The sequence below is a fragment of the Cognatilysobacter lacus genome (assembly GCF_008274655.1).
Classification (GTDB): domain Bacteria; phylum Pseudomonadota; class Gammaproteobacteria; order Xanthomonadales; family Xanthomonadaceae; genus Cognatilysobacter; species Cognatilysobacter lacus.
The window spans coordinates 1-13,781 of the sequence record NZ_VTRV01000071.1 but is presented as its reverse complement, the minus strand read 5'-3'; the positions used below and the strand labels follow the sequence as shown (position 1 = coordinate 13,781).

Genomic DNA, 13,781 nt, shown 5'->3' with positions numbered 1-13,781 from the left:
GGGCTGGGTTGGCCGGTGGCCGGCGCGCTGCTCGCAGGCTACGGCGGCACGATGCCGGACGGACGTCGCAGCGACGGCCTTCTGATCGCCGCCAGCGCAGGCACGCCGGTGCGCGCGGTCGCCGATGGCACCGTTGTGTATGCGGAATGGATGACCGGCTACGGCCAGTTGCTGATCATCGACCACGGCAACGGCTACATGAGTCTTTACGCGCACAACGACGGCCTGCTGAAGGACGCCGGCACGCAGGTGCACCGGGGCGACCCCGTCGCCACCGTCGGCACGTCGGGCGGACAGGGCCGGCCGTCGCTCTATTTCGAGTTGCGACGTGGCGGCTCGCCGGTCGATCCAGGTGTCTGGCTGCATCGCTGAGGCAATCCAGGCCGCGGCCTGCGGGTCAATGGCCGTGGCCCGGCTTCGCCCGAAATCCACGCAGCATCCGCATCGGCGACGCCCACTGCCGCGCGGTCGCGGCAGGCACCGCACGGCCCATGTGTACACGTCTTTCCGCAGGGCCGGCTAACGTGCTGAACTCGCACGTCCCGCGGCGGTCCGACCGTCGTTCCCCTTCCGGAGTCGCCATGCGCCGTCGCCTGCTCGCCCTCGCCCTGCTTACCGCAGCGCTACCGCTCGCGGCGCAACAGGCGCCCGCGACGCCCCCGCCTGCCGGCACGAAGGCGCCGGCGGAGAAGGCGCCGTCGCCCGCGACCGCCGCGGCTGCCAAACAGGCCGCCGACGACGCCTCGAAGGTGCCGCTCGACGAGATCCGCCGTTTCGTCACCGTCTACAACGCCGTGAAGCAGGCGTACGTGGAGCCGGTCAGCGACGAGAAGCTGATGCGCGCCGCCGTGCACGGGCTGCTGCTCGACCTCGACCCGCACAGCACCTACTTCGACAAGAGCGCCGCGGAAGATTTCAACCAGAGCTCCGAAGGCGCGTACGAAGGCATCGGCGTCGAGCTGCAGCGCCAGGAGAACGGCACGCTGAAGGTGGTAGCGGCGATCGACGACACACCGGCGGCGAAGGCGGGCATCAAGGCCGGCGATGTGATCGTGGCGATCGATGGCAAGCCGTTCCGCCCCGACGAGGGCGACAGCTCCGCGCCGCTGCGTGGCGCCGCCGGGACCAAGGTCGTGCTGACCGTGCTGCGCAGGAACGCGAAGAAACCGCTCGACATCACCGTGGTGCGCGAGACCATCCACATCACCTCGGTGCGCGCGCGCATGCTCGAGCCGGGCTTCGGCTACGTGCGCGTGGCTGCCTTCCAGGCCGACACCGCGGCGGACTTCGAGAAGGCGCTAGACAAGCTGAAGGCGGGCGGCAGGCTGCGCGGCCTCGTGATGGACCTTCGCAGCAATCCCGGCGGCCTGCTGACCAGCGCGGTGCAGATCGCGGACGACCTCATCGACAAGGGCGGCATCGTCAGCACGCGTGGGCGGATGCCCATCAGCGATGCACAGTTCTCCGCGACCCCCGGCGATCGTCTGGACGGCGCGCCGCTCGTGGTGCTGGTCGACGGCGGTTCGGCCAGCGCGTCCGAAGTGCTCGCCGGGGCGCTGAAGGACGACGGCCGCGCGCGCATCGTCGGCAGCCGCACGTTCGGCAAGGGTTCGGTGCAGACGGTGCTGCCGCTCGACAACGGCGACTCGGTCAAACTGACCACCGCGCGTTACTTCACGCCCAGCGGCAAGTCGATCCAGGCGCTCGGCATCGTGCCGGACGTCGCGTTCGCGGCCCCGAAGGATCCCGACGCCCGCCCCGGCCTGTCCGAGGCAAGCCTCCCCGGCCACCTGCAGGGCGAGGCCGGCGACGTTACCCGTGCGGGCGACGTGCTGGAAGGCGAGGGCTACATCGCGCTCGCCCTCGGCGAGCTGAAGCGGATGGCGGGCGTGGCGCCGTCTGCGCCGCACAAGTAACGGGCGCTGCGGGGAAGCAAACATCGCAGCGCGCCGGACCGCGGCGCCTGCGGACGGCGTCCGCGCGTCAGGAACCCAGCGGCGGGTTCAGCGCGGCCGGCCGGGGACCGGGAATGGCGTGACCACGCGTTCGCCCGTGGCGGCGTCGCGAATCGCCGACTGCGCCTTGCGCTCGACTTCCTCGATACGAACGATCGAATGCATCGGCAGGTGCAGGACCCGCGTGTTGGCGAATTCGTCGCGCAGGCGCTCTTCGGTCGGGTCGACGACGACGCCCTCGTTGACGTCGAACACCAGCTCGCCGACTTCGGTGAAACCCCACAGCGCACCGCTGGTGACGTGGCGCGCGTAGATCTCGTACACCTTGCCGGCGTTGAGGAAGGTGATCTTGTAGAGCGGCTTGGGCATGTCATGCGCGTCCACGGCGGACGCATTCGGATGGGGGCGCGGGCGCTCCGGTTCAACAGGATGCGCCGTCCGCCGGCGCCGTGCTCAGAACCCGCGACCGCGCTTCATGCGGCGTTTGATGGCGCGCCGCGAGACCACCGCGAACGCGCCGCCGAACGCGAAGCCGGCCAGGTGCGCCGACCAGGCCACCGCGCCGGACGCGGGACCGACGAACGTGTAGACCACCTGCAGGGCCGCCCATACGCCGATCAGCACCGCCGCCGGCATGCGCACGAACTGCAGGAACAACCCCAGCGGCAGCACGAGCCCGAGCCGCGCGGATGGGAACAGCGCCAGGTAGGCACCGATCAACGCCGAGACAGCGCCGCTCGCGCCGATGATCAGGCGGTCCGGGGTTTCGATCGCCAGCACGGCCGCGAGGTTGGCCACCGCGCCGCCGACCAGGAACAGCGCCAGGAAGCGCCACGGCCCCATCGCGCGCTCGGCGGGCGCACCAAAGATCAACAGGAACAACAGGTTGCCCAGCAGGTGGGCCCAGTCGGCGTGCAGGAACAGCGCCGTCACCAGCCGCGCCAGATGCCCGTTCAGCACCGAGCCCCAGAGCGCCGGCAGCGACCGGAGGTCGCCCGAGAGCGCACCCCATTCGACCAGCAGGTGCCGCTGGCTGCTGTCCGGCAACAGGCTGGCCAAGACGAAACAGCCCCACAGCGCGACGAATACCGCCGGCATGGCCCACGGCAGGGGCGACTTCTCGCGGGGCGGGATGGCGACGAACACGGGCGGCTTCCTTGCGGGCCCGCGCATCATGAACCAGCAGGGACGCCGACGGACGACCCTGTTGTTACGAGACGGTTAAAGGCTATATTCGGTGCCGCATGGTCGCGTCAGTCGGCCAGCCACACCAGCCGGCCCGCCGGCAGCGAATTTCCTTCGGAGAGTCACATGCACAATGGATTCATGCGCGTCACCGCGCTCGCGCTCGGCATCGCCGGCGCGCTCGCGATGGGCAATGCCCACGCCTCGGGCTTCCAGATCCGCGAGAACAGCGTCAAGAACCTCGGTCGCGCCAACTCGGGCACGGCAGTCGCCAAGCACGACGCGTCGGTGGTCTCCAACAACCCGGCGGCGATGGTCAACTTCGATCGCAGCGCGGTGCAGGTCGACATGACCGACATCAACCTCGATGCCAGCTTCACCGGCGGCGGCACCACCGCGATCGGCACGCCGCTCAGCGGCGGCAATGGCGGCGACCCGGGCAGCGCGACGCTCGTGCCGGCAATCTCGGCGGTGTTCCCGCTGTCCGGCGCGTTCGACAAGGTCACCGTGGGCGTCAGCGTCGATGCTCCGTTCGGCCTCAAGACCGAATACGACCCGCAATGGGTCGGCCGCTACAACGCGATCAAGTCCGACGTGAAGACCGTCGACCTCAACCTGTCGTCCGCCATCGCCGTCACCGACCGTTTCTCGATCGGCGCCGGTCTGATCCTGCAGCGCGCGGACGTCACGCTGACCAACGCCATCGACTACGGCACCGCGATCTGCACGGCCTCGGTGCCGGGCAACCTCGGCGCGAGCGTGGCCAACTGCCTCAACCCGGCCTATCCGTTCCGTCCGCAGGCCAATGATGGCAACGTCGAAGTCAGCGGCAAGGACACCAGCCTGGGCTGGCGCATCGGCCTGCAGTGGAAGCCGACCGACCACCTGACGATCGGCGCCTCGCACCGTTCGGAGATCGACCACAACCTCACCGGCAAGGCCGACTTCACCGCGCCGTCGGCGGTTGCCGCCGTGCTCGGCCCGCGCGTCGCCGACCAGTCGATCAACGCGCCGCTCACCACCCCGAGCGTCAGCACGATTAGCGTCGAGTACGACTTCAACGACGCGTTCCGCCTGATGGCCGACTACCAGGCCACCGACTGGCATTCGCTGCAGTCCGTGAAGATCTTCACCGGCGGCGGTGGCGTGCTCGGCAACGAGCCCTTCCAGTGGAAGGACACCAGCTTCTATTCGCTCGGCGGCGAGTGGGACCTGAGCCCGGCCTGGACGCTGCGAGCCGGTATCGCCAAGGACGAGTCGCCCACCAACGACACGTACCGCACCCCGCGCCTTCCGGACAAGAACCGCAAGATCTTCTCGCTCGGCGCGACCTGGAACGTCAGCGACGCCATCAGCGTGGATGCGGCCTACATGCGCATCAACGTGGACGACCCGACCATCAATGGCGCGACGTCCTCGAGCGGCTCGCACCTGACGGGTACGTTCAAGGCGCACGCGGACCTGTTCGGCGTCGCGGCGCAGTTCAAGTTCTGATCGCCCGCATCACGTGACACGGAAAAGCCCCGCTTCGGCGGGGCTTTTTTTTTGATGCGCGCGCGGTTGGGCGGGGTGTCCGGGGCAGCCGTGTGCTCGTGCCGCTTCGTCAGCGGGTGAGTGCGGTCGTCTTGATTGGCGGCGCAACGCAGCCGGCAAAAAAAAGCCTGGAACATGCGACGACACGTCCGGGATGTCGCGAGGACGGAATCGGGCGCGGTTGAAGCTCAGCCCGCGGAAAAGATAATGCGGCCACGAACGCCGGTGTCGCGGGGAGCGTTTGGAAACCAATGCGTACGGCGGGTGCTCCCGATCGGATGAGTTCGATCAAGCCTCGACGACATGCGCTGTCTTGGCAACATGTCGCGCGCGGTCCGCGCCGCCGCCAGTGGCAGTGACGGTGTCGGTGTCAGCTTGGCCACGTGCGTCACGTGCGTCACTCGCCAGCCGCGACCGTGTGCCTCGAGCATCGCGCGGATGCAGTCGCCGAAACTCCGCTCAGCGCCGCCGTCGCCATGAAAAAAGCCCCGCCTGAGCGGGGCTTCATCCTCTTCTTCGCCGAGGCTGCGCGTCAGTCGCCGAGCGTCAGCAGCGACGCGTTGCCGCCGGCGGCCGTCGTGTTGACGGTGATCGTCTTTTCCGTCGTGAAGCGTGGCAGGTAGTGCGGGCCGCCTGCCTTCGGGCCGGTGCCCGACAGCCCCTGGCCACCGAACGGCTGCACGCCGACCACCGCGCCGATCTGGTTGCGGTTGACGTAGCAGTTGCCAACCTTGATGCGAGTGGCGATCTTGTCGATCGTCGCGTCGATGCGCGAGTGCACGCCGAGCGTCAGGCCGTAACCGGTCGCGTTGATCGCATCGATCACCGCATCGAGCTGGTCGGCCTTCCAGCGGATCACGTGCAGCACCGGACCGAACACCTCGCGATGCAGCTGGTCGAGCGAACGCAGTTCGTAGGCGCGCGGCGCGAAGAAACTGCCATGCGCGGTGGCTTCGCCCATCGATACCTCGGCGATCTTCGTGGCTTCCCGATCCATGCGCGCGGCATGATCGGTGAGCAGTTTCAACGCGTCCGCGTCGATCACCGGGCCGACGTCGGTCGACAGCAGGCCGGGGTCGCCGACGACCAGCTCGGCCATCGCGCCGGCAAGCATCGTCGTCACCTTGTCGGCGATGTCGTCCTGCACGAACAGCACGCGCGCGGCGGAGCAGCGCTGGCCGGCGGAGGTGAATGCCGAGCCGATCGCATCCTTCACCACCTGCTCCGGCAGCGAGGACGAGTCGGCGATCAGCGCGTTCTGGCCGCCGGTCTCGGCGATCAGCGTGCCGATGGGCGCGTTCTCTCGCGCGGCCAGCGCGCGGTTGATTGCACGCGCGGTGTCGGTGGAACCGGTGAACGCCACGCCGGCGATGCGATCGTCGCGCGTGAGCGCGGCGCCGACGGTCGCGCCGTCGCCCGGCAGGAACTGCAGCACGGCTTCGGGTATGCCGGCTTCGTGCAGCAGTTTCACCGCGGCATGACCGACGAGGTTGGTCTGCTCGGCGGGTTTCGCGATCACGCAGTTGCCTGCCGCGAGCGCCGCGCAGACCTGGCCCATAAAGATTGCCAGCGGGAAGTTCCAAGGCGATATGCAGACGAACGTGCCACGGCCCGAGAGCTGCAACGTGTTCGATTCGCCGGTCGGGCCCGGTAACGCCTCCAGCTTGAACAGCACGCGCGCCTGTTCGGCGTAGTAGCGCAGGAAATCGATCGCCTCGCGCACTTCGGCGACGCCGTCGGGAATGGTCTTGCCGGCTTCCTTCGCGCACATCGCGATGAACAGCGGCATGCGCTGCTCGAGCAGGTTCGAAGCGTGTTCGAGGATGGCGGCACGACTGGCGGCAGGCGTGCTGTTCCAGGCGTCCTGCGCGGCAGCCGCGTTCGCGAGTGCGCGCTCGACCAGCGCCGCGTCGGCCGCGATCCAGTGGCCGACGACCTCGCGGCGATCCGCCGGATTGGTCACCGCGATGCGCTCGCCCGCGGCCTGCACGCCCGCCACCAGCGGCTCGGCGCTCCACGTCTGCGACGCGGCCGCATTGACCTGGTCGGCGAGGACGCGCAGCGCGTCGTCGTTGGCGAGGTTCACGCCCATCGAATTACTCCTGGAAAGGCCATGGCTGCGGAAGAGGTCGACCGGCAGCGGAATACGGGGATGCGGAATGGATTCGAAAGCCGACACCACGTCGATCGGATCGCGCACGAGCTCGTCGACCGGGATCGACTCGTCGGTGATGCGGTTGACGAAGCTCGAGTTCGCGCCGTTCTCGAGCAGGCGCCGCACGAGGTACGGCAGCAGGTCCTCGTGCGAACCGACCGGCGCGTAAACGCGACAGGGGACGTTCAAGCGTTCCGCCGGAATCACTTCCGCGTACAGGTCGTCGCCCATGCCGTGCAACTTCTGGAACTCGAATGCGCGGCCCGCTGCCATGCGGTGCACGTGCGCGATGGTCTGCGCGTTGTGCGTCGCGAACATCGGGTAGATCGCGTCGCTCGCGTCCAGCATGCGACGCGCGTTGGCGAGGTAGCTGACGTCGGTATTGGGCTTGCGCGTGAACACCGGATAGCCCGGCATGCCGTCCATCTGCGCGCGCTTGACCTCCGCGTCCCAGTACGCGCCCTTGACCAGCCGCACCGGAATGCGGCGGGCGCTGCGGCGCGCCAGATCGCCGATGAAGTCGATGACTTCCGGCGCGCGCTTGGAATACGCCTGGATCGCCAGCCCGAACCCTTCCCAGCCGGCGAGCGATTCATCCGCATAGGCGGCGGCGATCACGTCGAGCGACAGCTCCAGGCGGTCGGCTTCCTCCGCATCGACCGTGAACCCGATCGCGTACGACTTCGCCAGTTGCGCAAGCTCGAGCACGCGCGGCACCAGTTCGGCGTGCACGCGCGTGCGCTTGGCGTGCTCGTAGCGCGGATGCAGCGCCGAGAGCTTCACCGAGATCGACGGCGCAGCGAATACCGCGATCGCGTTCGACGGATCCACCGTGCCCTGTGCGGCCGAATGCGTGCCGATCGCATGGATCGCCGTGCGGTAGGCGTCGAGGTAGCGGGCGGCGTCGGCGGCGGTCAGCGCGGCCTCGCCGAGCATGTCGAACGAGTAGCGGTAATTGGCGTTGTCACCCTTGCGCGAGCGCGCGAGGGCTTCGTCGATGGTCCGGCCCATCACGAACTGGTGGCCCATGATGCGCATCGCCTGGCGTACCGCCAAGCGGATCACCGGCTCGCCGACGCGGCCGAGCAGGCGCTTGAAGGCGCCGTGCACGTCGCGCTTGGTGTCGTCGGCGAGGTCGACGAGGTGGCCGGTCAGCATCAGGCCCCACGTCGAGGCGTTGACGAGCACCGACGGCGACTGCCCGACGTGGCGCTTCCAGTCGGCCTCGCCCAGCTTGTCGCGGATCAGGCGGTCGGCGGTGCCGGCGTCGGGGATGCGGAGCAGCGCCTCGGCCACGCACATCAGGAGCACGCCCTCCTCGCTGCCGAGGTCGTACTGGCGCATGAAGGCTTCGATCGCGCCCTGGTCCTTCGTGCGACCGCGCACGCGGGTGACCAGGTCGGCGGCGGTGGCCTGCACGGCTTTGCCGTCGGCCTCGGGCAGGCGGGCCTGCGTCAGCAACGCGCGCACCTGGGCGGACTCGTCGCGCACCCAGCCTGCGGTGACCGCGGCGCGCGGACCCGACGGCGGGGCCGGGAGTTCGGGCGCGATGAGGGCGCGCGCCGGCACGCTGCCGGGCACGGTGGAGGGCGGAGTCGGCATCGGATCCCAACGACTGCGACGGAAGGCGCGTAGTCTAGGCCTGTCGTCGCGCACGGGCACGCAGCCTTTGCCGGGGCCCGCTGAACACGTCCGCGATCGGTCGTCGCGCGGCCGTATTCGCGCAGCGACGCCCGTCACACCGTCGATTCGGCTTGCCCGACCCCTCCTGCGGGGCTAACATTTCTCGGTTTCCGCCATGCTCCGGTTTGTCCGGCTATGCGGGCCACGACGGCCCTCGGCGGCTCCCCCGTCCAACGTGATCGCGCCCGGCGCGGCGCCGGGCGGTAGCCGGCGGGCACTCCGAATCCAACGCCATTTGCTGATCTGGGGCTCCATCTGATGAAAGCCGGTCGTATCAAGCAGTGGGCCGCGGGCCTGACAGCCCTCGCCCTGCCGGTCCTCGCCTTTGCGCAGGCCGCCCTGCCGGAGCCTTCGCGTCCGCATCGCTGGCAGCTCAACATGAACCGCGGTGTCACGCAGCTGTCGAACAACGCCTACGACGCGCACATGCTCGCGCTGTGGATCTGCGTCGGCATCGGCGTGCTCGTGTTCGGCGCGATGGGCTACGCGATGTTCAAGTTCCGCAAGTCGCGCGGCGCCGTGGCCGATGTCGACTTCACCCACAGCACCAAGCTCGAGGCGCTGTGGACGGTGATCCCGATCGTGCTGCTCGTGGCAATGGCGTTCCCGGCCACCAGCAAGCTGATCAACATGTACGACGTCCGCCGGTCGGAGATGACCATCAAGGTCACGGGCTACCAGTGGATGTGGAAGTACGACTACATGGGGCAGGGGGTCTCGATGACCAGCCGCCTCAAGCGCGAGAGCGATGCGCTGCGCCAGAGCGGCAAGGTGCCGACGATCGAAGCCAATCCGAACTACCTGCTCGAAGTCGACAACGAGCTCGTGGTGCCGGTGAACACCAAGATCCGCTTCGTGGTGACCGCCGACGACGTGATCCACGCGTGGTGGGTGCCGTCTTTGGGCTGGAAGCAGGACGCCATCCCGGGCCTGGTCAACGAGGCATGGGCGAAGGTCGACCGCCCCGGCATCTACCGCGGCCAGTGCGCCGAGCTCTGCGGCAAGGACCACGGCTTCATGCCGATCGTCGTGCGCGCAGTGCCCAAGGCCGAATTCCAGCAGTGGCTCGCCGCGCACCAGTCGACGCCGGCTGTCGCGCCTGCATCCGCTGCACCTGCCGCGCCCGTATCTCCGGCAGCGCCTGCAGCCGACGCACAGCCGACGGCCGCCGCCGTCCCGAATTCCGACGCCCCGACCGCCCCGGTCGCCGGCTGATCGCTCCGAATACGCAGAGGTAGTCCCATGGCTGTCACGCATCCCGCCGCCGACCATCACAGCGATGAGCACGGCCACCAGCAGGGCTTCATCGAGCGCTGGTTCTTCTCGACGAACCACAAGGACATCGGCACGCTCTACCTGGTGTTCTCGTTCACGATGTTCATCGTGGGCGCGTTCCTGTCGGTGCTGATCCGCCTCGAGCTGGCAAAGCCTGGCCTGCAGTTCTTCGATCCCATGCTGTTCAACTCGTTCACCACCATGCATGCGCTGGTGATGATCTTCGGCGGCGTCATGCCGGCGTTCGTCGGGCTCGGCAACTGGATGATCCCGCTGCAGATCGGCGCGCCGGACATGGCGTTGCCGCGCATGAACAACTGGTCGTTCTGGATCCTGCCGTTCGCGTTCACGCTGCTGCTCATGACGTACGCGCTGCCGGGCGGCGCGCCGGCCGGTGGCTGGACGATGTATCCGCCGCTGTCGCTGCAGGGCGGCTACAACGTCGCGTTCGTGATCTTCGCGATCCACCTGATGGGCATCAGCTCGATCATGGGCGCGATCAACATCATCGCGACCATCCTCAACATGCGCGCCCCGGGCGTCGACCTGCTGAAGATGCCGATCTTCGCGTGGACGTGGCTGATCACCGCGTTCCTGCTGATCGCCGTCATGCCGGTGCTGGCGGGCGCGGTCACGATGCTGCTCACCGACAAGTACTTCCACACCAGCTTCTTCAACGTGGCCGGTGGCGGCGACCCGGTGATGTTCCAGCACATCTTCTGGTTCTTCGGGCACCCCGAGGTCTACATCATGATCCTGCCGGCCTTCGGGATCGTGTCGGAGATCATCCCGACCTTCAGCCGCAAGCCGCTGTTCGGCTACCAGGCCATGGTGTACGCGACCGCCGCGATCGCGTTCCTCTCGTTCATCGTGTGGGCGCACCACATGTTCACCGTCGGCATGCCGCTCGGTGGCGAGATCTACTTCATGTTCGCGACGATGCTGATCTCGATCCCGACCGGCGTGAAGGTGTTCAACTGGGTGACCACGATGTGGCGCGCCTCGCTCACCTTCGAAGCGCCGATGAAGTGGGCGATCTCGTTCGTCATCCTCTTCACCATTGGCGGCTTCTCGGGCCTGATGCTCGCGATCGTGCCGGCGGACTTCCAGTACCACGACACGTATTTCGTCGTGGCGCACTTCCACTACGTGCTGGTAACGGGCGCCCTGTTCTCGATCATCGCCGCCGTCTACTACTGGTGGCCGAAGTGGACCGGGCGCATGTACAGCCAGAAGCTCGCGGGCTTCCACTTCTGGTGGTCGATGCTGTTCGTCAACCTGCTGTTCTTCCCGCAGCACTTCCTTGGCCTCGCCGGTATGCCGCGCCGCATCCCCGACTACAACGTCGTGTTCGCGGACTGGAACCTGGTCAGCTCGATCGGCGCGTTCGGCATGTTCGCCACGCCGTTCATCATGCTGTTCGTGCTGTGGCACTCGAAGAAGTACGGCGAGCCGGCGACGGCGCGCGTGTGGGAAGGTGCCCGTGGCCTCGAGTGGACGGTTCCGAGCCCGGCGCCGCACCACACGTTCACCGTGCCGCCCATCATCCGCGACGGTGACCTCGCGCACGGCGACATCACGCACTGATCGATGTCGAGCATGACCGGCACCGGCACTCCGCGCCCGACCGACGCCCGCACTGCGCGGGCACGCCGGACCGCGCTCGTGCTCGGGCTGGTCGCGGCGGCGGTGTTCGCAGGCTTCATCGTGTTCACGGCGATGACGCGATGAACACCCCGGCGCGCAGTTCGGGGTGGGGCAAGCTGGTCGCCATCTCGCTGCTGGCGTTCGGTTTCACCTTCAGCCTGGTGCCGCTGTACCGCGTCGCCTGCGAGAAGGTGTTCGGCATCCGCCTGGCCAAGGGGCCGCAGCAGTCGGTGGGCGGCGCCGGCGCGGTCGGCAGCCGCTGGGTGACCGTGCAATTCGACGGCAACGTCAATTCCAAGCTCGACTGGCAGTTCCATCCCGACCAGATGACGCTGCGCGTGCAGCCCGGGAAGCCGTACGAAACCACATACTTCGCGCGCAACACCTCGACGCGTGCGATCGTCGGCAGCGCGGCGCCGTCGATCGCGCCCTCGCGCGCGTCGCGCTATTTCATCAAGACCGAATGCTTCTGCTTCACCGCGCAGACGCTGGCGGCGGGTGAGTCCCGAGAGATGCCGGTGCGCTTCATCGTCGACCCCGAGTTGCCCGCGGACATCTCGACGATCACCCTGTCCTATACCTTCTTCCGCAACGATACGCTGACCGCGCGCCTGGGCCCCACGCCCGCCGGCCGCGGCGCGGCACCGTGACCGCGGCACCCTCGAATTACGAACTACGGAACGCCGACATGGCCCTCGCCCACCCGACCGACAGCAACGTCTACTTCGTGCCTCACAGCAGCCGCTGGCCGTTCCTCGGCTCGATCGCGCTGTTCATCACGATGATCGGTTTCGCGAGCTGGCTCAACGAGCTGGCCTGGGGCCGGCCGGTGTTCTTCGTCGGCCTCGCGCTGGTGCTGTCGGTGCTCTTCATGTGGTTCGGCGACGTGATCCGCGAGTCGATCGCGGGCAGTTACAACCACCAGGTGGACGTTTCGTTCCGCATGGGCATGGTCTGGTTCATCTTTTCCGAAGTGATGTTCTTCGCCGCGTTCTTCGGCGCGCTGTTCTACACGCGCACCTTCGCGTTGCCGTGGATCAGCGGCGAAGGCGACGGCGCCGCGACGCACGCGATCCTGTGGGAGAGCTTCAGTGCGGGCTGGCCGAACAACGGCCCGGCCGGCGTCGGCGGCCCGTTCCGCACGATTCCCGCGTGGGGCCTGCCGCTGGTCAACACGCTGATCCTGCTGACCTCGGGCAGCACGGTCACCGCCGCGCACCACGCGCTCAAGGGTGGCCACCGCAGGTCGTTGCTGTTCTGGCTGGGCCTGACGGTGCTGCTCGGCTGCACCTTCCTGTTCCTGCAGGCCACGGAATACGGCGAGGCCTACAAGCAGCTGAACCTCACGCTCGGCTCGGGCATCTACGGCTCGACCTTCTTCATGCTGACCGGATTCCACGGCCTGCACGTCACGCTCGGCACCATCATGCTGGCGATCATCTGGCTGCGCTGCGCGAAGGGCCATTTCGACCGCGACCACCACTTCGCGTTCGAAGCGGTCGCCTGGTACTGGCATTTCGTCGACGTGGTCTGGCTGGGCCTGTTCCTGTTCGTCTACGTGCTCTGACACCACGTTCGAGGACGCCTCCCCCGGGCCGGTATCTGCCGGCCCGTCGGCGTCTTCAACGCCGGCTCAGCGCGGCGGGTTCGAACCGACGCTGTGGAAATCGATCCAGCCCATCCATGCCGCGAAGATGATGGCCAGGATCAGGCCGACCGAGAGCACGATGCGGCGCGTGAGAGCGTTCACCGTGCGCCGGCTGCCGCCCTTGTCGACGAGCATGTAGTACAGGCCCGCGCCGAGGTTCCAGACGATCGCGATCAGGACGGCAATGACGAACAGCGTCTTCAGCGAATGGTTCACGCGTGTCTCCTGGGTATTTCGGGCGGCGACGTGCCGCCGCGCATTATCGCGTCCGATACGGGCGCTGTCGTGAGCGCGCGCGGTCGGCTCATCGTTGGATGGGCATGTGCGCTGGTGCTCGCAACCGGTTTCGCCCGCCTCGGCGTCTGGCAATTGCACCGCGCGGTCGAGAAGGAGCACCTGCTCGCCGATGTCGGTCGCGTGCTGCACGAGCGCCGGCCGCAGCCGCTCGTGATCGCCGCAAACAGTGCGCGTGCGCTCGATTACGACTGGGCCGCGGGGCGCGGCAGGTTCCTCGCCACGCCTCCGCTGTTTCTCGACAACCAGCAGCGCGAAGGCCGCGTCGGCGTGCGCGACTACGCCGTGTTCCAGCCAGTCGGCGGCATGCCGATGCTGGTCGACATGGGCTGGCTGCCGATCGGCGCAGCGCGCGTGCTGCCGCACGTTTCCGCGCCCGCAGGCGAGGTCGACGTGCGCGGCCTGC

12 protein-coding genes and 1 pseudogene are annotated in these 13,781 nt (G+C 68.1%); 9 read left to right on the top strand and 4 right to left on the bottom strand.

Annotated features, from left to right (window positions below; all coding sequences use genetic code 11):
* Nucleotides 1-372 (top strand): murein hydrolase activator EnvC family protein (locus FW784_RS07990; RefSeq protein ID WP_149352823.1); only part of this gene is annotated, 372 nt, incomplete at its 5' end.
* A gap of 209 nt (nucleotides 373-581) precedes the next feature.
* Nucleotides 582-1,895, top strand: a pseudogene (locus FW784_RS07985) (S41 family peptidase); the annotation flags it as partial.
* Nucleotides 1,896-2,003: 108 nt separating this feature from the next.
* On the opposite strand, the gene FW784_RS07980 reads toward FW784_RS07985, so the two are convergent.
* Both FW784_RS07980 and FW784_RS07975 read right to left on the bottom strand, forming a co-directional pair.
* Nucleotides 2,004-2,324 carry a DUF1820 family protein gene (locus tag FW784_RS07980; protein WP_149352821.1) on the bottom strand — a complete coding sequence of 107 codons (321 nt, stop codon included), beginning with the start codon at nucleotides 2,322-2,324 and terminating at the stop codon, nucleotides 2,004-2,006.
* 84 nt (nucleotides 2,325-2,408) lie between these two features.
* On the bottom strand, nucleotides 2,409-3,101 hold the full coding sequence (locus FW784_RS07975) for a rhomboid family intramembrane serine protease (protein ID WP_149352820.1): 693 nt from the start codon (nucleotides 3,099-3,101) through the stop codon (nucleotides 2,409-2,411).
* 165 nt (nucleotides 3,102-3,266) lie between these two features.
* Here FW784_RS07975 and FW784_RS07970 point away from each other — a divergent pair, with 165 nt between their 5' ends.
* On the top strand, nucleotides 3,267-4,634 hold the full coding sequence (locus FW784_RS07970; RefSeq protein ID WP_149352819.1) for an OmpP1/FadL family transporter: 1,368 nt from the start codon (nucleotides 3,267-3,269) through the stop codon (nucleotides 4,632-4,634).
* A 571-nt stretch (nucleotides 4,635-5,205) separates the two neighbouring features.
* Here FW784_RS07970 and putA read toward each other — a convergent pair.
* Nucleotides 5,206-8,430, bottom strand: a complete 3,225-nt coding sequence (putA, locus tag FW784_RS07965) for a bifunctional proline dehydrogenase/L-glutamate gamma-semialdehyde dehydrogenase PutA (protein ID WP_149352818.1) — start codon at nucleotides 8,428-8,430, stop codon at nucleotides 5,206-5,208.
* A 339-nt stretch (nucleotides 8,431-8,769) separates the two neighbouring features.
* On the opposite strand from putA, the gene coxB reads away from it, so the two are divergent.
* From coxB to FW784_RS07945, 5 genes are read left to right on the top strand one after another with little or no spacing between them, the layout of a single operon-like run.
* Entirely contained in the window at nucleotides 8,770-9,726 is a 957-nt protein-coding gene (coxB, locus tag FW784_RS07960; protein WP_149352817.1) for a cytochrome c oxidase subunit II, read from the top strand.
* A gap of 27 nt (nucleotides 9,727-9,753) precedes the next feature.
* Nucleotides 9,754-11,373: a cytochrome c oxidase subunit I gene (ctaD, locus tag FW784_RS07955; RefSeq protein ID WP_149352816.1), complete on the top strand. Its 1,620-nt coding sequence runs from the start codon at nucleotides 9,754-9,756 to the stop codon at nucleotides 11,371-11,373.
* A gap of 3 nt (nucleotides 11,374-11,376) precedes the next feature.
* Nucleotides 11,377-11,517, top strand: coding sequence for a hypothetical protein (locus tag FW784_RS14345; RefSeq protein ID WP_187770724.1), 141 nt, complete (start codon nucleotides 11,377-11,379; stop codon nucleotides 11,515-11,517).
* Nucleotides 11,514-12,083, top strand: a complete 570-nt coding sequence (locus tag FW784_RS07950; RefSeq protein ID WP_149352815.1) for a cytochrome c oxidase assembly protein — start codon at nucleotides 11,514-11,516, stop codon at nucleotides 12,081-12,083. The genes FW784_RS14345 and FW784_RS07950 overlap by 4 nt, the downstream gene beginning before the upstream one ends.
* Nucleotides 12,084-12,121: 38 nt before the next feature.
* Nucleotides 12,122-13,000, top strand: a complete 879-nt coding sequence (locus FW784_RS07945) for a cytochrome c oxidase subunit 3 (RefSeq protein ID WP_149352814.1) — start codon at nucleotides 12,122-12,124, stop codon at nucleotides 12,998-13,000.
* A 66-nt stretch (nucleotides 13,001-13,066) separates the two neighbouring features.
* On the opposite strand, the gene FW784_RS07940 is transcribed toward FW784_RS07945, so the two are convergent.
* The gene (locus FW784_RS07940) at nucleotides 13,067-13,297 is read right to left on the bottom strand and encodes a twin transmembrane helix small protein (protein ID WP_149352813.1); all 231 of its coding nucleotides are present in this window, start codon (nucleotides 13,295-13,297) and stop codon (nucleotides 13,067-13,069) included.
* Between the two features lie 69 nt (nucleotides 13,298-13,366).
* Between FW784_RS07940 and FW784_RS07935 the strand changes: the two genes are divergently transcribed.
* Nucleotides 13,367-13,781: SURF1 family protein (locus FW784_RS07935; protein ID WP_187770723.1), on the top strand; the 415-nt coding region annotated here is incomplete at its 3' end.